This is a genomic window from Streptomyces sp. NPDC002853, from assembly GCF_053591915.1.
This window is the reverse complement of the sequence record NZ_JBSFUS010000003.1, coordinates 188,251-205,873: the sequence shown is the minus strand read 5'-3', so window position 1 is coordinate 205,873 and position 17,623 is coordinate 188,251. Positions and strand designations below refer to the sequence as shown.

The window sequence follows — 17,623 nt, the reverse complement described above, 5'->3', positions numbered from 1 at the left end:
CTGCTTCTGGTACCGCCGCGAAGAGGTTCGGCCGCATCTGGCCCAACGCGGTGGCCGTCGTACTCTTCATCGGCTTCGTCTTCCCGGTCTACTGGATGTTCGCCACGGCCTTCAAGCCGACCGGCGACATCATCAGCGAGGACCCGGTGTGGTTCCCGACCGACGCGACGTTCGAGCACTTCAAGACGGCCGTGAACGCCGACCACTTCTGGACGATGGTCGGCAACTCCCTCACCGTCACGGTCCTCGCCGTGGTGTTCTCGCTGATCATCGGCCTCGCGTCGGCGTTCGCGCTCGCCCGGATGCGCTTCAAGGGCCGCAAGGGCTTCATCATCGGCTTCATGCTGGCCCAGATGGCGCCCTGGGAGGTCATGGTCATCGCGATCTACATCATCGTGCGTGACGCCGACATGCTGAACAGCCTCGTTCCCCTCACCCTCTTCTACATGGTGATGATCCTGCCCTTCACGCTCCTGACGCTGCGCGGCTTCGTCGCCGCGGTGCCGCGCGAGCTGGAGGAGTCGGCGATGGTCGACGGCTGTTCACGGATGCAGGCGTTCCGCCGGGTGATCCTGCCGCTGCTCGCACCTGGCCTGATGTCGACCTCGCTGTTCGGCTTCATCACCGCCTGGAACGAATTCCCGCTCGTCCTTGTCCTCAACAAGGAGGCGGAGGCCAAGACGCTCCCGGTGTGGTTGTCCGGCTTCCAGACCGCCTTCGGCGACGACTGGGGCGCCACCATGGCCGCCGCCTCGCTCTTCGCCATCCCGATCCTCGTCCTCTTCGTCTTCCTGCAGCGCAGGGCCGTCAGCGGTCTGACCGACGGTGCCGTGAAGGGATAACCGCCATATGACGACACTCACCAGCCCCACCGACACCTTGACCCGCGACGCCCTGACGGTCCTGCAGCCCGGCTTCGTCGGGACCAGCGCGCCGGACTGGCTGCTGCGCAGGATCGGCGAAGGGCTCGCCTCGGTCGGCCTCTTCGGCCGCAACATCGCCTCGCCCGAACAACTGGCCGCCCTGACGGCCGAGTTGCGTGCCGAGCGTGACGACGTCCTGGTCGCCATCGACGAGGAGGGCGGTGACGTGACCCGCCTCGAGGTCCGCTCCGGCTCCTCCTTCCCCGGCAACCACGCGCTCGGCGCGGTCGACGACACGGGCCTCACCCGTGACGTGGCCGCCGAGCTGGGCCGCAGGCTCGCCGCGTGCGGCGTCAACCTCAACTGGGCGCCGTCCGCCGACGTCAACTCCAACCCGGACAACCCCGTCATCGGCGTACGGTCCTTCGGCTCCGACCCGCTCCTGGTGGCCCGGCACACCGCCGCGTACGTGGAGGGGCTGCAGTCCGCGGGCGTCGCCGCCTGCACCAAGCACTTCCCGGGGCACGGCGACACCGCCGTCGACTCGCACCACGACGTGCCGCGCATCGGGGTGGACCCCGAGGTGCTCCGGGCGCGTGACCTCGCGCCGTTCCGGGCCGCGATCGCCGCGGGCTCGCGTGCGGTGATGAGCGCGCACATCCTCGTCCCGTCCCTGGACGCGGAGTACCCGGCAACACTCTCGCGCCGCATCCTGACGGGCATCCTGCGCGAGGAACTGAACTACGACGGCCTGATCGTCACCGACGGCATGGAGATGCAGGCCATCTCCGCCACGTACGGCATCGAGCGCGGCAGCGTCCTCGCCATCGCCGCGGGCGCCGACGCGATCTGCGTGGGCGGCGGCCTCGCGGACGACGACACGGTCCTGCGTCTGCGCGACGCGCTGGTCGGGGCGGTCCGCGCGGGCGAGCTCTCCGAGGAACGCCTCGCCGACGCGGCAGCCCGCGTCCGTGCACTGGCCGACTGGACTTCGGTGTCGGGCGCGACCAAGAGTTCGGGGGGCGCGCCCGGCACCGAGATCGGCCTGGTCGCGGCCCGCCGCGCCCTGACGGTCACCCGGAGCGAGTCCTACGCGGCCCCGCTCACCGAAGCTCCGTTCGTCGCCGCCTTCACCCCGATGGCCAACATCGCGGTGGGCGACGAGACCCCGTGGGGCGTGGCCGCGGAGCTGCGCCGCCTGCTCCCGGGCACGGAAACGGGCAGTTTCACCGGCCCCGACGCGGGTGCGCTCGCGCTGAACGAGGCGGGGGAGCGGCGCATCGTGGCCGTGGTCCGCGACGCCCACCGCCACGCGTGGATGGCGGAGGCCCTGGCCACCCTGCTGTCCGCCCGCCCCGACACCATCGTGGTCGAAATGGGCGTCCCCAAGTCCGCCCCGACGGGCTCCCTCCACATCGCGACGCACGGCGCGGCACGGGTATGCGGCCTCGCGGCGGCAGAGGTGATCACGGGGGCTTAGGGGAAGCGCCCTGTAAGGGGCGCGGGGAACTGCGCGATCAGCCCCCACGCACCCGGGGGTATGGCCACAAACGAATGTGGCCGCAGACAAAAAGGTGCCGGGCCCGCCCCCAGCAGGGGGCGGCCCGGCACCTTCGCCTAAGGCCCAGGGGCCCGCTTAAAGCCCCTGCCAGGCAGGCTTAGCCGCATACGTCGCCCGGAAGTACTCCCCAAGCTTCAGCTTGGAGGCAGCCGCCTCGTCCACGACGACAGTCGCATGCGGATGCAACTGCAGGGCCGAGGCCGGAACCACCGCGGCGACAGGCCCCTCCACGGTCGCGGCCACCGCGTCCGCCTTGCCCTCACCGGTGGCGAGCAGCACCAGATGCCGCGCCTCCAGGATCGTCCCGATGCCCTGCGTGATCACGTGGTGTGGCACCTGCTCGATGTCCCCGTCGAAGAAGCGCGCGTTGTCCACCCGCGTCTGCTCCGTCAGCGTCTTGATCCGGGTGCGCGAGGCGAGCGAGGAGCACGGTTCGTTGAACCCGATGTGCCCGTCCGTGCCGATCCCGAGCAGCTGGAGGTCCACCCCGCCGGCGTCCGCGAGCGCCTGGTCGTACGCCTCGCAGGCCGCCTGCACGTCCTGCGCGCTGCCGTCCGGCCCCATGAAGGACTTCTCGCTGAGCCCGAGCGGCTCGACGACCTCGCGCAGCACCACGGAGCGGTAGGACTCGGGATGCCCGGCGGGCAGCCCCACGTACTCGTCGAGCTGGCAGATCCGCGCCCGCGAGGCATCCACGGCACCGGAGGCGACCTTGGCGGCCAGGGCTTCGTAGATGGGCAGCGGGGTGGATCCGGTGGCGACACCGAGCAGGGCGTCAGGCTTACGGCGCACCAAGGCGGCCATGGCCTCCGCGATGAGCTCGCCGCCTGCCTTGGCGTCCGGGACGATGACAACTTCCACGCTGGGCCTGCCGATCTGGAGGGGGGACTCGCGGACCCGGAGAGAGAGCCCACGGGGAACTATTGGACTGTGTGGTATAGACCAATCTAGCAGAGCTGACCCGCTCTGGCCCCGGGTTCCCGGGCTTCAGTTCCCGGGCTTCAGTTCCCGTCTTCCATGCTCGGCTCTCCGGCCCGCCCCCGCCCGTCGAATCGGCATGGACGCCCCGCAGCGACTCACACCCCGAGCACCGACCCTCCTGTCGCGTCGATCAGCTGGCCGGTGATCCACCGCGCGTCGTCCGACGCGACGAAGGTGACGATGTCTGCCACGTCCCGGGGCTGGCCTATGCGGTCGAAGGTCGAGTAGCCGGCCATGTTCGCGCGCTGCTCCTCGGGAATCCCGTCCATCATCTCGGTCTCGATGATCCCCGGCGCCACCGAGTTGACCGTGATCCCGCGTGGACCCAGATCCTGAGCCAAGGTGTGCGTAAGGACGTTCAGCGCACCCTTCGTCATCGAGTAACCGATCGTGATCGGGAAGGCGATGCGGGTGACGCCCGAGGAGATGTTGATGATCCGGCCGCCGTCGCGCAGCCGGTCGAGTCCCTTTTGGATGATGAAGAACGGCGCCTTCACATTGACCGCGAACACCCGGTCGTAATCCGCCTCCTGGACGTCGCCCACGAGGCTGTACAGCCCGATCCCCGCGTTGTTCACCAGGATGTCCAGACCGTCGGCGTGCCGGTCGAACTCGGTCCAGAGCGCCTCGGCGTCTCCGGGTACCCCCAGCTCCGTCCCGAACGCGAAGGCGGATCCACCCGCGGCCTCGATCGCCGCGACCGTCTCCTTCGCCGCCACCTCATTGCTGCCGTAGTGCACGGCCACCCGTGCGCCGTCCCGCCCCAGCCGCTCGGCGATGCCCCGCCCGATGCCGCGGCTGCCGCCCGTGACCAGCGCCGTCTTACCCGCGAGCTTCCCTGCAAGCGCGCCCATGAGACCCGCCCCCTATTTCTCTAGTGGTCGTTACAGAAAAAACCGTAACCGACTCCGAGCCGTTTTTCTAGTGCTCGCTATACAATTCACTCCATGGCGACGAAACAGCGCGGCCGCCCCCGCTCCTTCGACCGCGAGACCGCCCTGGAGCAGGCCCTGCGCACCTTCTGGGATCAGGGGTACGAGGCGACGTCGGTCACCGACCTCACCCGGGCCATGGGCATCGGCGCCCCCAGCATGTACGCGGCCTTCGGTGACAAGCAGTCACTGTTCGAGGAGGTCGTGCTGCTGTACGGGCAGACGCACGGCTCCTTCGGCGAGCGCGCCTTCGCGGAGGAACCGACCGTCCGCGGCGGAGTCGCACGCATGCTGCACGAGGCCGCCGACAAGTACACGGAGGCCGGACACCCGCACGGCTGCCTGGTCATCTGCGCCGCGACGAACTGCACGACGCCGGAGGTCGAGGCCGGCCTGCGTGAGCGGCGCAACGCGAACATCAGCTCCATCGAGTCCCGCATAAAGGCCGCCGTCGCCACGGGCGAGCTCCCCCCGGGGACCGACGCCCCCGCCCTGGCCCGCTATACGGGCGCGGTGCTCCAGGGCATGTCCCAGCAGTCCCGCGACGGCGCGAGCCGCCAGGAGCTGGAAGCGGTCGCCGAGCTGGCCATGCGGGTCTGGCCCGAGGTATAACCCCGCTGGGCGGCAGGAGTCGCCGCGCGAGGAGCGGGAGTAAACGAGCGGGAGCAGGCGAGCGGGAGAAAGAGACAACAACAAACATCTGCCGACGCATAGACACAAGTGAATGGTCTAGTCCACAATGCGTTGGTAAAGCATCCACCCTTCCCGCACAGGAGGGTGGACCGAGGAACCGGCACTCTCTGCCCTGACCGTGTCGGATCCTTAGATCGGCCGCCTGGTACCGCACATTCCGGTGGTCGGTGTTCCTGAAGGGCTGCGGTGCCGTGGGTGGGTTGAGGGTCCCGCCCTGGCGCCGCGGCTCGTCGGGAAGGCGCCGCGGTCCGTCGCGAATCTCCTGGAGCGGGCCCGCCGGATGTGCCAGGTACGCTCGCACACGTGCCCTCCATGAACGACCTCGTACGCCAGCACACCGCTCTCGGTGACTCCGATCTCGAGTGGCTGCATCTGCTGGTCTCGGAGTGGCAGCTGCTCTCCGACCTCTCCTTCGCCGACCTCGTGCTGTGGGTCCCCACGCGCGACGGCACCCGCTATGTCTCCGTGGCGCAGATGCGGCCGAACACCGGCCCCACCTCCTACCAGGACGACATGGTCGGCCACCTCGTCCCGCGCGGCCGCCGCCCGCTGCTCGACGCCGCCCTTGACGAGGGCCGCATCGTGCGCGAGGGCGACCCCGAGTGGCGCGAAGAGGTCCCGGTGCGGGTCGAGTCCATCCCCGTACGCAGGGAAGGACGCGTCCTCGGGGTCATCGCCCGCAACACGAACCTGCTCACGGTGCGCACCCCTTCGCGCCTCGAACTGACCTACCTCCAGTCGGCGTCCGACCTGGCCCAGATGATCGCGGCGGGGTCCTTCCCGTTCCCCGGCCAGCAGGTCGACATGGACGCGTCCCCGCGCGTGGGCGACGGTCTGCTCCGGCTCGACGCCGACGGCATCGTCCAGTACGCGTCACCGAACGCGCTCTCCGCCTACCACCGCCTCGGTCTCGCCGCCGACCTGGTCGGTCACCACCTCGGCACGGCGACCGCCGAACTCGCCCCGTCCCGCGGCCCGGTCGACGAGGCTCTCGCCAAGGTGGCAAGCGGCTGGGCGCCCCGCGAGTTCGAGATCGAGGGCGGCGACGGCGTGATCCAGCTCCGCGCGATCCCGCTCAAGCCCAAGGGCCCGCGCATCGGTTCGCTCGTACTGCTCCGTGACGTCACCGAACTGCGCCGACGCGAGCGGGAGTTGATCACCAAGGACGCGACCATCCGGGAGATCCACCACCGGGTGAAGAACAACCTCCAGACGGTCGCGGCACTTCTGCGCCTTCAGGCGCGGCGGATCGACTCGGCCACCGGACGCGAGGCGCTCGAAGAGGCCGTGCGCCGCGTGGGCTCCATCGCGATCGTGCACGAGACGCTGTCCCAGAACCTGGACGAGCGCGTGGAGTTCGACGAGATCGCCGACCGCGTCCTCGCGATGGTGGCGGAGATCTCACCCGGAAAGGTCACCGGCCGGCGCACCGGACGCTTCGGCATCCTGGACGCCGAGGTCGCGACGCCGCTGTCGATGGTCCTGACGGAGGTCCTGCAGAACGCCCTGGAGCACGGCTTCCAGGAAGGCGACACCGGAACGGTCGAGGTCTCCGCCGTGCGCGGCGGCACCAGCAAGGACGCCAGGCTCCTCATCACCGTCCAGGACGACGGCGTCGGTCTGCCCGAGGGATTCGACCCGCACCGCTCGGGCAACCTCGGCCTGCAGATCGTCCGCACCCTGGTCGAGGGCGAGATGGGCGGCACCTTCGACATGGTGCGGGCCCCCGAGCGCGGCACGCAGGTCGTCCTCGACATCCCGGTGCGCGCCGACAAGTAGAGCGCGCACAGAAAGCAGTGAGCCCCGGACCGAAGTGGTCCGGGGCTCACTGCTCACGTTGCGTTGCGCATCGGGGGGTACTGCGCGGCTGCGGCTCGGGGGCGGGAGATGCGTACTCGCTGTACGCGCCGCCGGGCTAAGGCTCGTTAGGGGGCGTGAGCGTCAGGCGCTTGCCTGGCGAGCACGGTTGCGAGCGGCGCGGCGCTTCATTGCGCGGCGCTCGTCCTCGCTGAGGCCACCCCAGACGCCGGAGTCCTGGCCGGACTCGAGCGCCCACTGCAGGCACTGCTCCATGACGGGGCAGCGGCGGCAGACGGCCTTGGCTTCCTCGATCTGCAGCAGCGCAGGACCGGTGTTGCCGATGGGGAAGAAGAGCTCGGGGTCTTCCTCGCGGCAAACGGCGTTGTGACGCCAGTCCATGGCTGCTACCTCTCCTTGGTATTACATGCAGGTTGCTTGTGAATGTGAACGCTTTCACGAATCCCTCGACGACGGAAGGGACTTTCGTCACATACGCGACGATGTCCTATGCGTTGAGGAGGGGGTTCTGGCGGTCTGTGGGGCCGATGTTGCGGGCCGTCCCGATCGCCATGTAGAGATTCGCAAACCTCGGCGGCGGATACAACCCCTTCCGGAAAGTTTTTTTTGATTCCTCAGTGTCGACTGGGTCACAGCCGTACTTCCATGGGGTGGACCCTGGCCTAAACGTTCGAGTGAAAGGACTTTGGGCCCTTCTACTCACACAATCACACGCAGTGCACGGCGAACGCCTGTGAACGTCACGCTCGTGCGCAGCCCCAGGTGGTCACCGTCCATCTGAAGGGGGAGCGGCACCTTCGAATGCAAGGTGAAGTTGGTGAGGTCATGGAGCGTAACCGCGTGCTTGCCGTGAGGTCCGCGTTCCGGCGTCGAGGTCAGGAGCTGGGTCCCGTACCGGGCCACCGCCGTGGCGGAGAGCTTGCTCAGACCGAGCACGTCGAGGCCCGTGTCGAAGGAGGCCTGCGGGGACGCGTACATCGGGCGATTGCCCAGGTAGGTGTACGGAGAGGTGTTGCAGACTATGGAAAGCACGAGATCGGTGACCGGGTCCTTGCCGGGCCGTTCCAGCGTGATCATTCCGTGTCTGCGGTGCGGCTCGTCGAGGAACTGACGGACCACCTGGCGCAAATACAGCGCATGCGTGGACCGCTTCCCACGTTCCCTCTGTTGTTCGACCCGCCCGACGACCCCGGCGTCGAAACCGAATCCGGCCGCGAAAGTGAACCAGTGTGCGGGGATCGTCTCGTCCTCGGTGCCGGGAGTCCCGGCAAGCCGACCGAGACTCACTGTCCGTTCGCTTCCCTCACGCAGCGCGTCGAGAAGTGCGCCGGTCGCCTCCACGGCGTCGTTGGGCAGACCGAGTGCGCGCGCGAAGACGTTGGTGGAACCGCCGGGGACCACGGCCAGGCGCGGCAGACGGTCCGGATCGGGGCCGTTGTGCAGCAGGCCGTTGGCGACCTCGTTGACCGTGCCGTCCCCGCCGAGGGCGACGACCAGCTCGATGTCCTTGCTCTCCGCGGCCTGCTTGCCGAGGTCCCGGGCGTGGCCGCGGTACTCCGTGGTGACCGCCTCGAGCTTCATCTCGCTCGCCAGCGCATGGATCAGTACGTCACGCGTGCGCGCGCTGGTGGTGGTTGCCGCCGGATTGACCACAAGGAGTGCACGCATGCGAAGCAGAGTACCCAGCCCTCTTTACCCGACACAGACCGAGGGGTCGGACCCGGGACCGGAGCGCGGACACGCACAGCTACCCTGCAAGGGTGAGCACTGAGCGGAACCCCACCCCCGAAGCACCGGAGCCCGGCCCGCGTCCCGGACGTCTGACGGCCGCCGCGGCCCTTGCCGCGCTGGAGGGCGTCGCACTCATCGCCGCCGGCGTCTACATGCTCGTGATGGGCCTCGCGGGTGACCCCGACAACCCGGAACAGGCCACGACGGGCGGCGTCACGCTGATCGTCCTCGCGCTCCTGCCCCTGCTCGCCGCACGCGGTCTCCTGCTCCGCCGGAGCTGGAGCCGGGGGCCCGCGATCATCACGCAGATCATGGCGCTGCCGGTGGCCTGGCAGCTGCTGCAGGCCGACAGCATGGCCATCCCGGCGGGTATCGCGCTCGCCGCCGTCGCGGTCGCCGCGCTCGTCCTGCTGGTCAATCCCGCCACGACCGAGGCCCTCGGCATCAAGGGCCCGGGGAACGTACAGGACGACGTGAAGTAGCCGTCCCGCACGGGACCGACCGGCTGACTCGCCGAAGGAGCAGACCAGGAGGGGCGGCCTGCTCCTTCGTCACTCCTCGACGAGGAGCTTCTCGCGCAGCTGCGCGAGTGTGCGGGCGAGAAGCCGGGAGACGTGCATCTGGGAGATGCCGACTTCCTGGGCGATCTGCGACTGCGTCATGTTGCCGAAGAACCGCAGCAGCAGAATGCGCTTCTCGCGCGGTGGAAGGTCCTCCAGGAGCGGTTTGAGGGACTCCCTGTACTCGACGCCCTCCAGGGCCTCGTCCTCCGCGCCCAGGGTGTCCGCGACCGCCGGGGACTCGTCGTCGGTGTCCGGGACGTCCAGGGACAGCGTGGAGTACGCGTTGGCCGACTCCAGGCCCTCCAGGACCTCCTCTTCGGAGATGCCCAGCTTCTCGGCGAGCTCGTGCACCGTGGGCGAGCGGCCGTGCAGCTGGGACAGCTCGGCGGTCGCCGTGGTCAGCGCGAGCCGCAGCTCCTGAAGACGCCGCGGGACCCGGACCGCCCAGCCCTTGTCACGGAAGTGGCGCTTGATCTCGCCGACGACCGTGGGTGTCGCGTACGTGGAGAACTCCACGCCGCGCTCCGGGTCGAAGCGGTCCACGGACTTGATCAGGCCGATGGTGGCGACCTGCGTCAGGTCGTCGAGGGGCTCGCCGCGGTTGCGGAAGCGGCGGGCCAGGTGCTCGACGAGCGGCAGGTGCATGCGGACCAGCTTGTTGCGCAAATCCGCGTACTCAGGGCTGCCGTCCTTCAGCTCGCGCAGCTCGATGAACATCGCGCGTGCACCGCTGCGGTCCTGCGGATCGTGCCGGGTGTGCTGCTGCTCGCTCATGTATCCCGCCCGTTGCGCGCCGCCCCGGACGGAGGGCTTTGCGCGCTCCTCCTGGGCGGTCGGCTCTGCCTGCTCCGACGCGTCAGCCACAGTCGACGGACCCGGCTGCTCCGGGTCCTGAGGGTGCGGCCTGGCCTGCTGCTCGGGGATGCCCGTGAGCGCCGGCTCCACCGGAGCCCCGCGCCCCCTCGTGGGCGTCCCTCCCCGGCCACCGGGCAGACCCCGTGTGCCGCGCTCTTCGTCCCGCACCGGCCCCTCCCCGTCCCTCACGCCGGCCCGGGTCCCGCGCCGCGCTTCTTGTAGAGACTGATCGAGACGGTGTTGTCCTCGGCCACGGAGGAGTCGACCTGCCCCGCGAGGGCGGACAGCACTGTCCAGGCGAAGGTGTCCCGTTCCGGGGCCCGGCCGTCGGTGGTCGGCGCCGAGACGGTCACCTCCAGGGAGTCGTCGACGAGCCGGAAGACGCAGCTGAGCACCGAGCCGGGCACGGCCTGCTGGAGCAGGATCGCGCACGCCTCGTCGACCGCGATGCGAAGGTCCTCGATCTCGTCGAGAGTGAAGTCCAAACGCGCCGCGAGACCGGCCGTGGCCGTACGCAGCACCGACAGGTAGGCACCCGCAGCCGGAAGGCGGACCTCGACGAAGTCCTGATTCCCGGGCTCGCCTGCGATCTGGGACACCCTCACCTCCAAGGTGGTACAAGCACTTTCGGGGCTCCAGGTCCGCCGTCGAGCGGCGGGCCGGACTGCGTCACACGGGTAACGCACCACGTAGTTATGCGGTGACGCTACCGCGCTCCCCAGTTCCGTGTCCCGGGGACCCCGCTCCGTTGCTGTCACTCATAGTAAGCCTATAGGTACGGAGAGTGGCTAGGGGTCGCGCGGGCCCAATTGGAGAGTACGGGCGTCGGGTTGACGTACCCAGGCGTCAGACGATCGAACCGTCGACGAAGCACCAACGCCAGCTCTCGCCCGGTTCGAAGGTCCTCATCACCGCGTGGCCGGTGTCCTTGTGGTGCTCCGTCGCATGCCGGAAAGGCGAGGAGTCGCAGCAGCCGACGTGGCCGCAGTCCAGACAGAGCCGTAGTTGCACGGGGTGACTGCCGACCGCGAGGCACTCGAGACAGGTCTCGCTCAGCGGCGCGGGCTCAGGGTGCGGCAGCGCTGCGACATGCGGGCACTCGTTCATGATTGCCAGATTACGACGGGAACGCGTATCGCGGAGGGCCTGACCGATGGACGTACTGCCCCTGGTGGCACTGATCGCGGCGAGTGCCGCGGTGGCCGGAGCCGCGCGCCGGACACCGGTGCCCGCGCCGCTGCTCCTTGTCGCGGCGGGTCTCGTCGCGGCGTACGTGCCCGGGGTGCCGGACTATCACCTGGACCCGCACATCGTGCTGCCGCTGATCCTGCCGCCCCTGCTGCACACCGCGGCCCTGGAGAGTTCGTACCTCGATCTGCGCGCCAACATCAGGCCGGTGGCGCTGCTCTCGGTCGGTTACACACTGTTCGCGACCCTCGCCGTCGGGTATCTGGCCTACCTGCTGATCCCTGATCTGCCGCTGACCGCCGCGCTGGTCCTCGGCGCGGTGATCGCGCCGCCGGACGCGGTGGCGGCCACGGCCATCGCGCGGAAGGTGGGGCTGCCGTCGCGGATCACCACGATCCTGCAGGGCGAGTCGCTGGTGAACGACGCGACCGCGATCACCGCCTACAAGGTCGCCCTGGCGGCGGCGGTCGGCGAGGGCGCGAGCTGGGCGGGCGGGATCCAGGAGTTCCTGGTGGCGGCGGTCGGCGGGGTCGGTGTCGGGCTTGTCCTCATGGTGCCGATCCACTGGCTGCGGCGGCACATGAAGGAGGCGATGCTGCAGAACACCCTCTCCTTGCTGATCCCCTTCGTCGCGTACGCGGCCGCCGAGCAGGTGGGCGCCTCCGGAGTGCTCGCCGTGGTCGTCGTCGCCCTCTTCCTGGGCCACCGCTCCTGGGAGGTCGACTTCGAGACGCGGCTCCAGGAGGCCGCCGTGTGGAAGGTGGTCGCGTTCATCCTGGAGTCGGCGGTCTTCGCGCTCATCGGCCTGCAACTGCCGCTCGTTCTCAAGGGACTCGGCGAGTACAGCGGCCTGGAGGCGGCCTGGTACGCGCTGGGGGTCTTCTTCCTGGTCGTCCTCGTGCGCTTCGTGTGGTCGTATCCGGCGACGTATCTGCCGCGGATCCTGTCGAAGCGCATCAAGGAACGCGAGAGCGACATGGACTGGCGGCGGCCGCTGATCGTCAGCTGGGCCGGCATGCGCGGTGTGGTGTCGCTGGCGATCGCCTTCTCGATCCCGCTCGTCATGGACGACGGGGAGCCGTTCCCCGCACGCAACCTCGTGCTGTTCCTGACCTTCACCACGGTGATCGGCACGTTGGTGGTGCAGGGGCTCTCGCTGCCGTGGCTGATCCGGGTCCTGCGGCTGCCGGGGCGTGACACGCAGGCGGAGACGCTCGCGGAGGCGCAGGCGCAGAACGCCGCCTCACAGGCCGCGGAGCGCCGGGTGGATGAACTCATGCAGGACGAGCGCAATCGCCTCCCAGAGCCCCTCCAGGACCGCCTGCGCACCGTTCTGGAGCGGCGCCGCAACTCCGTGTGGGAGCGCCTCGGCCAGTCCAACCCGGTGACGGGGGAGTCCGCCGACGAGACCTACCGCAGGCTCACCCGGGAGGCGATCGCCGCGGAGCGCGAGGTGTTCGTGACGATGCGGGACGAGCGGCGCATCGACGACGAGATGATGCGGACCCTGCTTCGCAAGCTGGACCTGGAGGAGGCCGCGGCCTACCGGGAGGTCGAGGAGTGAGCCGTGGGGGCCGCGGCCCCGGTCGCGGTGATCACCGCTGTCACGTCGGTGCCCGGGGGAAACGCGCCCTCTTCGGAGAGGGCTGTCAGCGCGTACAGGAGCTTGGCGACGTAGACGCGCTCCACGGGGAGGCCATGCCGGTCCTCGAAGTCGTTTGCGAACGCGGTGAGTTCGGGGGACGTACGGGCGTAGCCGCCGAAGTGGAAGCGCTCGTCCAGGTGCCAGTTGGCGGTGGGGGCGCCGAAGGTCCGCTGCTGCAGCGCCCGTATCTCGGGGCCGAGGAAGCCGCCCTTGAGCACCGGTATGCCGAGCGCGTGCTGGTCCGGGGCGAGGCCCGCGGCCATCCCGGCCAGGGTGCCGCCGGTGCCGCAGGCCACGGCTGCCGTGTGGGTGCGCCCGCGCAGTTCCTCGCCCAGGGCCGTGCAGCCCCGCACGGCAAGGGAGTTGCTGCCTCCTTCGGGGATGACGTAGGGGTCCTTGGCGCCTGTCGCGCGCAGGACGGCGGCCAGGACGTCCGGGTCCGTCTTCCTGCGGTACGTCGCCCGGTCGATGAAGTGCAGGCGCATTCCGTCGGCCGTGCATTGCGTGAGCGACGGGTTCAGGGGGCGGTCGGCGAGTTCGTCGCCGCGGACCACGCCGATGGTGTCCATGCCGAGGAGGCGGCCCGCCGCAGCGGTCGCCCTGAGGTGGTTGGAGTAGGCGCCGCCGAAGGTCAGCAGGGCTCCGTGCCCGGCCTCTGCGGCGGCATCCAGGTTCAGGAAGAGCTTGCGGTACTTGTTGCCCGGGAGGTCCGGGTGGATGAGGTCGTCCCGCTTGAGCGTGAGAGTGACGCCGCGCCGTGTGAACCGCTCGTCCCGGAGCTCCAGGAGCGGGGACGGGAGCCGGGGGCGCGGGGTGGTCGGCGGGGTGGTGCTCACCCCGCCATTCTGCCCGCCGCCGTGCCGGCCGGCACGGCCGCGGTTCGGCCGCCCGCCCGGGGCGTTCCGCTACGTGAGGCGTTCCCCGGTTACTTGAGGCGTTCCCCGATGCGGTCGCGCATCCAGTCCATGGTGAAGCCCTTGGGGTCGATCTTGCCCGGCTGCCATTCGAGGTGGCCGATCACCGAGCGCTCCGTCCAGCCGTGGTGACGGCAGATGGCCGCGGAAACCCTCTCGATGGCCTCCAGCTGCTCGTCGGGCCACGGGTCCTCGCCGTCGCCGAGGTTCTCGCACTCGAAGCCGTAGAAGTGGCGGTTCCCGTCGGTGTTCGCCTCGTTGTCCGGGGGGAGCCTCTTCTCGGCGATGACCGCGCGCAGGACGTCGTCGTCGCCCAGGCCCGCGTGGTTGGCGCGGCCGTACCCGACGAGGTGGACGCGGCCGTCCTTGGTGATGACGCCGTGGCAGAGCGGGCCGGGCAGTGAGGCGTACCCGTCACGACAGATCTCCACCGTGCGAGCGCTGCCCGACGTCACCGTGTGGTGGATCACCACGCCGTGCACGGGCCCCCACGGCCCCTTGTGGTTGCGGTTGTGGTGGGGCCAGTCGCCGACTTCGACGACCGTCGCCCCCTCGTCCCTGAGTACGTCGAGGAACTTGCTCGCGGACATGGGTGGGGCCATGGCGGACTCCTTCACGGAGCGCGACGTCCGCCGGCAGCGGACCGTCTTGTATGTCCGCTTTTACCGGAACCACGGTGCCTGAACCAGCCGTTCGGACGGATTCCGTCGCTGTTCGGGCACCGTGCGAGCCGATTTGGTCAGCCGCGGTGGTCGCCGCCGTGCAGGAACGCGTCGCCGTTCGTCGCGATGTGCGCCTCGACCGCCTGCAGGGCCTGCTGCGTGGCCTGAGGGGTCCCCGTGCCGTGCTGCTGCGCGTAATACGCGGCGCCCAGTTTCTTCAGGAGGTCGCCGCCGGTGCGCTGCGCCTGGACCTCGTCGATCTTCTGCTTGCCCTGCGTGAGCCCGCGCTGCGCCTGTTCCTTGGCGCGATCCAGGAAGCCTGCCATTGCCGTCTCCTACGCATAGGTGCGGATCAGTGCTGATCTGTGCATTTCGGCACGAAGCGTATCCGCCGATGTGTCCTGTTCAACGGATGCACGGATCTTGGAGTTCCCCGCCCCGGCGAACCTGTGTCCTGGTACGCGGGTGAGTGCCCCGTCTCGCCCGATCCATTCCCGCTCGTTTGTGTAATGGCGCCGGCACTCACCGTGCTGGAAGGGTTGTCGGCGCAGATCAGCGCTTGATCGGGAGGGCATAGCCAATGTCGGTAGGCGAAGAGGTCCGGGCGGAACAGGCCGAGCCGCAGCAGAGCTTGGGCACGTCGGCCGCGCGGAATCTGGCCACCACCACCAAGTCCGCGCCGCAGATGCAGGAGATCAGCTCCCGCTGGCTCCTGCGGACGCTGCCATGGGTGCAGGTGCAGGGCGGTACGTATCGCGTGAACCGGAGGTTGAGTTACTCGGTCGGGGACGGCCGGGTGACGTTCGTGAAGACCGGGGACCGCGTCCAGGTGATCCCGGCGGAGCTCGGCGAACTGCCGACCCTGCGGGACTACGCGGACGTCGAGGTCCTGGGGGAGCTGGCCCAGCGCTGCCAGCAGCGGGAGTTCGCCGCGGGGGAGGTCATCACCTCCTTCGGCAGTCAGGCCGACGAGGTGTTCCTGCTCGCGCACGGCAGGGTCGAGAAGATCGGCACCGGGCCCTACGGGGACGACACGGTCCTCGGGTCGCTCGCCGACGGCGCCTACTTCGGCGAGCAGGCGCTGATCGACCCGGAGGCCATCTGGGAGTACACGACACGCGCGGTGACGGCGTGCACCGTGCTCACCCTGCCCCGCCAGGACCTGGAGCAGGTCGCCGAGCGCGCGGATTCCCTGCGGGAGCACCTGCGGCGGCTGCGGTCCATCCCGGCCCAGCGCACCAACAAGTTCGGCGAGGCGCCCATCGACCTCTCCGCGGGACACATCGGAGAGGCCGTGCTCCCGGGCACGTACGTCGACTACGAATCGGCGCCGCGTGAGTACGAACTGAGCGTCGCCCAGACCGTCCTGCGCATCCACACGCGCGTGGCCGATCTCTACAACCAGCCGATGAACCAGACCGAGCAGCAGCTGCGGCTCACGGTCGAGGCGCTCAAGGAGCGCCAGGAGCACGAGCTGATCAACAACCGCGAGTTCGGGCTGCTCAACAACTGCGAGTACGAGCAGCGGCTGCAACCGCACGACGGCGTGCCGAGCCCGGACGACATGGACGAGCTGCTCAGCCGCAGGCGCGGGTCGAAGCTCTTCCTGGCCCACCCGCGCGCGATCTCCGCGTTCGGCCGCGAGCTCAACAAGCGCGGTCTGGTGCCGGAGACCATCGACATGGGCGGCCACCGCATCCCCACCTGGCGCGGGGTGCCGATCTTCCCGTGCAACAAGATCCCGGTCACCGAGGCCCGCACCACCTCGATCATCTGCATGCGTACGGGCGAGGAGGAGCAGGGTGTCGTCGGGCTGCACCAGGCCGGCATCCCGGACGAGATCGAGCCGAGCCTGTCCGTGCGCTTCATGGGAATCAGCGAGCAGGCGATCATCTCGTACCTGGTGTCGACCTACTACTCCGCGGCGGTCCTGGTGCCGGACGCGCTGGGCGTGCTGGAGAACGTCGAGATCGGCCGCTGGCGGTGAGGCCGTGTCTGCGGGCGCGCGGCCGGGTAGACCCCTTCCGTACGCGCCCGCAGGCCCAGGAACCGCCACCGTCCGCATCCTCTCCGGGGTGAGTCCATGACGGACACGACGACGGACATGACGGAGTACGAGGAGCACGCGGGGCACGACGCGTCCGAAGCGGCGGAGATCCTGGCATCGGCGCGCGAGTGCGTCGACCCGGAGCTGCGCAGGGCGATCGACTCGCTGCCAGGCGCGATGCGCCGCATCGCGCTCTACCACTTCGGCTGGGAACACGCGGACGGCACACCGGCGGCCGGACACGCGGGCAAGGCGATCAGGCCCGCCCTCGTGCTCGCCGCGGTGCGCGCCCTCGGCGGGGACCAGACCGCGGCGGTCCGGGCCGCGGCGGCGGTGGAGCTGACCCACAACTTCACCCTGCTGCACGACGACGTCATCGACCGCGACGCCACCCGCAGGCACCGGCCCACCGCATGGACCGTGTTCGGCGAACCCGACGCGATCCTGGCCGGTGACGCGCTCCAGGCGCTGGCGCAGCGGCTGCTCGCCGAGGACCCGCACCCCGGGGCCCCGGCGGCGGCCGCCCGGCTCGCCGCCTGCGTGGTGGAGCTGTGCGCGGGCCAGCAGGCGGACGGCGCGCTGGAGCGGCGCGGTCCCGACGAGGTCACGCTCGACGAGTGCCTCGCCATGGCCGAGGCCAAGACGGGGGCGCTGCTCGGCTGCGCCTGCGCGCTGGGCGCGCTGTACGCGGGGGCGGGGCGCGGCGAGGTGGAGGCGCTCGACGGGTTCGGCCGCGAGGCGGGGCTCGCCTTCCAGCTCATCGACGACGTGATCGGCATCTGGGGCGACCCCGGGTGCACGGGCAAGCCGGCCCGTGCCGACCTGGCGGCCCGCAAGAAGTCCCTGCCGGTGGTCGCCGCCCTGGCCTCGGGCACTCCGGCCGCGGCCGAACTGGCCGAACTGTACGGCCGACCGTCGGCCGACGGCGACCTGGACCGCATGGCGCGCGCCGTCGAGGCGGCGGGCGGCAGGGACTGGGCGCTGCTGCACGCGGGCGACCGGATGTCCCGCGCGATCAACCAGCTCGCCGGCGCGGTGCCGGCTCCGGAGGCCGCGGACAGCCTGCTGGCACTCGCGGAGTTCGTGACCCGGCGTACGCACTGAACGTACGCAGCCGTACACATCCATCCGCGGACCTACGCAGAGGTACGCAGAGGTACGCAGACCTAC

General features: G+C 69.9%; 18 protein-coding genes. 8 read left to right on the top strand and 10 right to left on the bottom strand.

All coding sequences use genetic code 11. The features are described from left to right. Nucleotides 1-35 precede the first annotated feature (35 nt). Nucleotides 36-842 (top strand): carbohydrate ABC transporter permease, encoded by an 807-nt coding sequence (locus ACWD02_RS08835; protein ID WP_451207424.1) that lies wholly within the window; start codon nt 36-38, stop codon nt 840-842. 7 nt (nt 843-849) lie between these two features. After that, nucleotides 850-2,343 carry a glycoside hydrolase family 3 protein gene (locus tag ACWD02_RS08830; protein WP_451206345.1) on the top strand — a complete coding sequence of 498 codons (1,494 nt, stop codon included), beginning with the start codon at nt 850-852 and terminating at the stop codon, nt 2,341-2,343. A gap of 156 nt (nt 2,344-2,499) precedes the next feature. On the opposite strand, the gene nagB is transcribed toward ACWD02_RS08830, so the two are convergent. Together nagB and ACWD02_RS08820 are read right to left on the bottom strand one after the other, a co-directional pair. Then, a complete protein-coding gene (nagB, locus tag ACWD02_RS08825; protein WP_451206342.1) occupies nt 2,500-3,285 on the bottom strand; it encodes a glucosamine-6-phosphate deaminase in 786 nt (261 codons plus the stop codon). A 215-nt stretch (nt 3,286-3,500) separates the two neighbouring features. Then, on the bottom strand, nt 3,501-4,259 hold the full coding sequence (locus tag ACWD02_RS08820; RefSeq protein WP_451206339.1) for an SDR family oxidoreductase: 759 nt from the start codon (nt 4,257-4,259) through the stop codon (nt 3,501-3,503). A 93-nt stretch (nt 4,260-4,352) separates the two neighbouring features. Between ACWD02_RS08820 and ACWD02_RS08815 the strand changes: the two genes are divergently transcribed. Both ACWD02_RS08815 and ACWD02_RS08810 read left to right on the top strand, forming a co-directional pair. Continuing rightward, on the top strand, nt 4,353-4,949 hold the full coding sequence (locus ACWD02_RS08815) for a TetR/AcrR family transcriptional regulator (protein WP_451206336.1): 597 nt from the start codon (nt 4,353-4,355) through the stop codon (nt 4,947-4,949). A 393-nt stretch (nt 4,950-5,342) separates the two neighbouring features. Continuing rightward, nucleotides 5,343-6,809 (top strand): sensor histidine kinase, encoded by a 1,467-nt coding sequence (locus ACWD02_RS08810; protein ID WP_451207422.1) that lies wholly within the window; start codon nt 5,343-5,345, stop codon nt 6,807-6,809. 162 nt (nt 6,810-6,971) lie between these two features. Here ACWD02_RS08810 and ACWD02_RS08805 read toward each other — a convergent pair whose 3' ends face one another. Beyond that, complete coding sequence (locus tag ACWD02_RS08805; protein ID WP_016639615.1) at nt 6,972-7,229, bottom strand: WhiB family transcriptional regulator; 258 nt, start codon at nt 7,227-7,229, stop codon at nt 6,972-6,974. Between the two features lie 318 nt (nt 7,230-7,547). Continuing rightward, nucleotides 7,548-8,516 (bottom strand): diacylglycerol/lipid kinase family protein, encoded by a 969-nt coding sequence (locus tag ACWD02_RS08800; protein ID WP_451206333.1) that lies wholly within the window; start codon nt 8,514-8,516, stop codon nt 7,548-7,550. A gap of 92 nt (nt 8,517-8,608) precedes the next feature. Here ACWD02_RS08800 and ACWD02_RS08795 point away from each other — a divergent pair, with 92 nt between their 5' ends. Next, on the top strand, nt 8,609-9,061 hold the full coding sequence (locus ACWD02_RS08795) for a hypothetical protein (RefSeq protein ID WP_451206329.1): 453 nt from the start codon (nt 8,609-8,611) through the stop codon (nt 9,059-9,061). Nucleotides 9,062-9,130: 69 nt separating this feature from the next. On the opposite strand, the gene ACWD02_RS08790 is transcribed toward ACWD02_RS08795, so the two are convergent. The 3 genes from ACWD02_RS08790 to ACWD02_RS08780 all read right to left on the bottom strand — a co-directional run bounded on the left by ACWD02_RS08790 (nt 9,131) and on the right by ACWD02_RS08780 (nt 11,104). After that, nucleotides 9,131-10,186 (bottom strand): RNA polymerase sigma factor SigF, encoded by a 1,056-nt coding sequence (locus tag ACWD02_RS08790; protein WP_451206327.1) that lies wholly within the window; start codon nt 10,184-10,186, stop codon nt 9,131-9,133. Beyond that, on the bottom strand, nt 10,183-10,596 hold the full coding sequence (locus tag ACWD02_RS08785) for an ATP-binding protein (protein ID WP_135332116.1): 414 nt from the start codon (nt 10,594-10,596) through the stop codon (nt 10,183-10,185). Before ACWD02_RS08785 ends, ACWD02_RS08790 begins: the two co-directional genes overlap by 4 nt. Nucleotides 10,597-10,843: 247 nt before the next feature. After that, nucleotides 10,844-11,104 (bottom strand): UBP-type zinc finger domain-containing protein, encoded by a 261-nt coding sequence (locus ACWD02_RS08780; protein WP_451206323.1) that lies wholly within the window; start codon nt 11,102-11,104, stop codon nt 10,844-10,846. A 46-nt stretch (nt 11,105-11,150) separates the two neighbouring features. On the opposite strand from ACWD02_RS08780, the gene ACWD02_RS08775 reads away from it, so the two are divergent. After that, entirely contained in the window at nt 11,151-12,749 is a 1,599-nt protein-coding gene (locus ACWD02_RS08775; protein ID WP_451206320.1) for a Na+/H+ antiporter, read from the top strand. On the opposite strand, the gene ACWD02_RS08770 is transcribed toward ACWD02_RS08775, so the two are convergent. From ACWD02_RS08770 to ACWD02_RS08760, 3 genes are all read right to left on the bottom strand, one after another. Next, entirely contained in the window at nt 12,728-13,666 is a 939-nt protein-coding gene (locus tag ACWD02_RS08770) for a 1-aminocyclopropane-1-carboxylate deaminase/D-cysteine desulfhydrase (protein WP_451206318.1), read from the bottom strand. The genes ACWD02_RS08775 and ACWD02_RS08770 overlap by 22 nt on opposite strands. A gap of 89 nt (nt 13,667-13,755) precedes the next feature. Further along, a complete protein-coding gene (locus ACWD02_RS08765) occupies nt 13,756-14,346 on the bottom strand; it encodes an N-acetylmuramoyl-L-alanine amidase (RefSeq protein WP_451206315.1) in 591 nt (196 codons plus the stop codon). A gap of 137 nt (nt 14,347-14,483) precedes the next feature. After that, nucleotides 14,484-14,732, bottom strand: a complete 249-nt coding sequence (locus tag ACWD02_RS08760; protein ID WP_363209205.1) for a hypothetical protein — start codon at nt 14,730-14,732, stop codon at nt 14,484-14,486. A 254-nt stretch (nt 14,733-14,986) separates the two neighbouring features. Here ACWD02_RS08760 and ACWD02_RS08755 point away from each other — a divergent pair, with 254 nt between their 5' ends. Together ACWD02_RS08755 and ACWD02_RS08750 are read left to right on the top strand one after the other, a co-directional pair. Then, nucleotides 14,987-16,393: a family 2B encapsulin nanocompartment shell protein gene (locus tag ACWD02_RS08755; protein ID WP_451206312.1), complete on the top strand. Its 1,407-nt coding sequence runs from the start codon at nt 14,987-14,989 to the stop codon at nt 16,391-16,393. 96 nt (nt 16,394-16,489) lie between these two features. Then, entirely contained in the window at nt 16,490-17,557 is a 1,068-nt protein-coding gene (locus tag ACWD02_RS08750) for a family 2 encapsulin nanocompartment cargo protein polyprenyl transferase (RefSeq protein WP_451206310.1), read from the top strand. Nucleotides 17,558-17,623 lie beyond the last annotated feature (66 nt).

Bases quoted from the DNA above. Each gene is read 5' to 3' on its own strand.
- ACWD02_RS08750 (WP_451206310.1), top strand. From the start codon at position 16,490: ATGACGGACACGACGACGGACATGACGGAGTACGAGGAGCACGCGGGG.
- ACWD02_RS08810 (WP_451207422.1), top strand. From the start codon at position 5,343: ATGAACGACCTCGTACGCCAGCACACCGCTCTCGGTGACTCCGATCTC.
- ACWD02_RS08815 (WP_451206336.1), top strand. From the start codon at position 4,353: ATGGCGACGAAACAGCGCGGCCGCCCCCGCTCCTTCGACCGCGAGACC.
- ACWD02_RS08800 (WP_451206333.1), bottom strand. From the start codon at position 8,516: ATGCGTGCACTCCTTGTGGTCAATCCGGCGGCAACCACCACCAGCGCG.
- ACWD02_RS08820 (WP_451206339.1), bottom strand. From the start codon at position 4,259: ATGGGCGCGCTTGCAGGGAAGCTCGCGGGTAAGACGGCGCTGGTCACG.
- ACWD02_RS08805 (WP_016639615.1), bottom strand. From the start codon at position 7,229: ATGGACTGGCGTCACAACGCCGTTTGCCGCGAGGAAGACCCCGAGCTC.
- ACWD02_RS08760 (WP_363209205.1), bottom strand. From the start codon at position 14,732: ATGGCAGGCTTCCTGGATCGCGCCAAGGAACAGGCGCAGCGCGGGCTC.
- ACWD02_RS08755 (WP_451206312.1), top strand. From the start codon at position 14,987: ATGTCGGTAGGCGAAGAGGTCCGGGCGGAACAGGCCGAGCCGCAGCAG.
- ACWD02_RS08830 (WP_451206345.1), top strand. From the start codon at position 850: ATGACGACACTCACCAGCCCCACCGACACCTTGACCCGCGACGCCCTG.
- ACWD02_RS08780 (WP_451206323.1), bottom strand. From the start codon at position 11,104: ATGAACGAGTGCCCGCATGTCGCAGCGCTGCCGCACCCTGAGCCCGCG.
- ACWD02_RS08765 (WP_451206315.1), bottom strand. From the start codon at position 14,346: ATGGCCCCACCCATGTCCGCGAGCAAGTTCCTCGACGTACTCAGGGAC.
- ACWD02_RS08775 (WP_451206320.1), top strand. From the start codon at position 11,151: ATGGACGTACTGCCCCTGGTGGCACTGATCGCGGCGAGTGCCGCGGTG.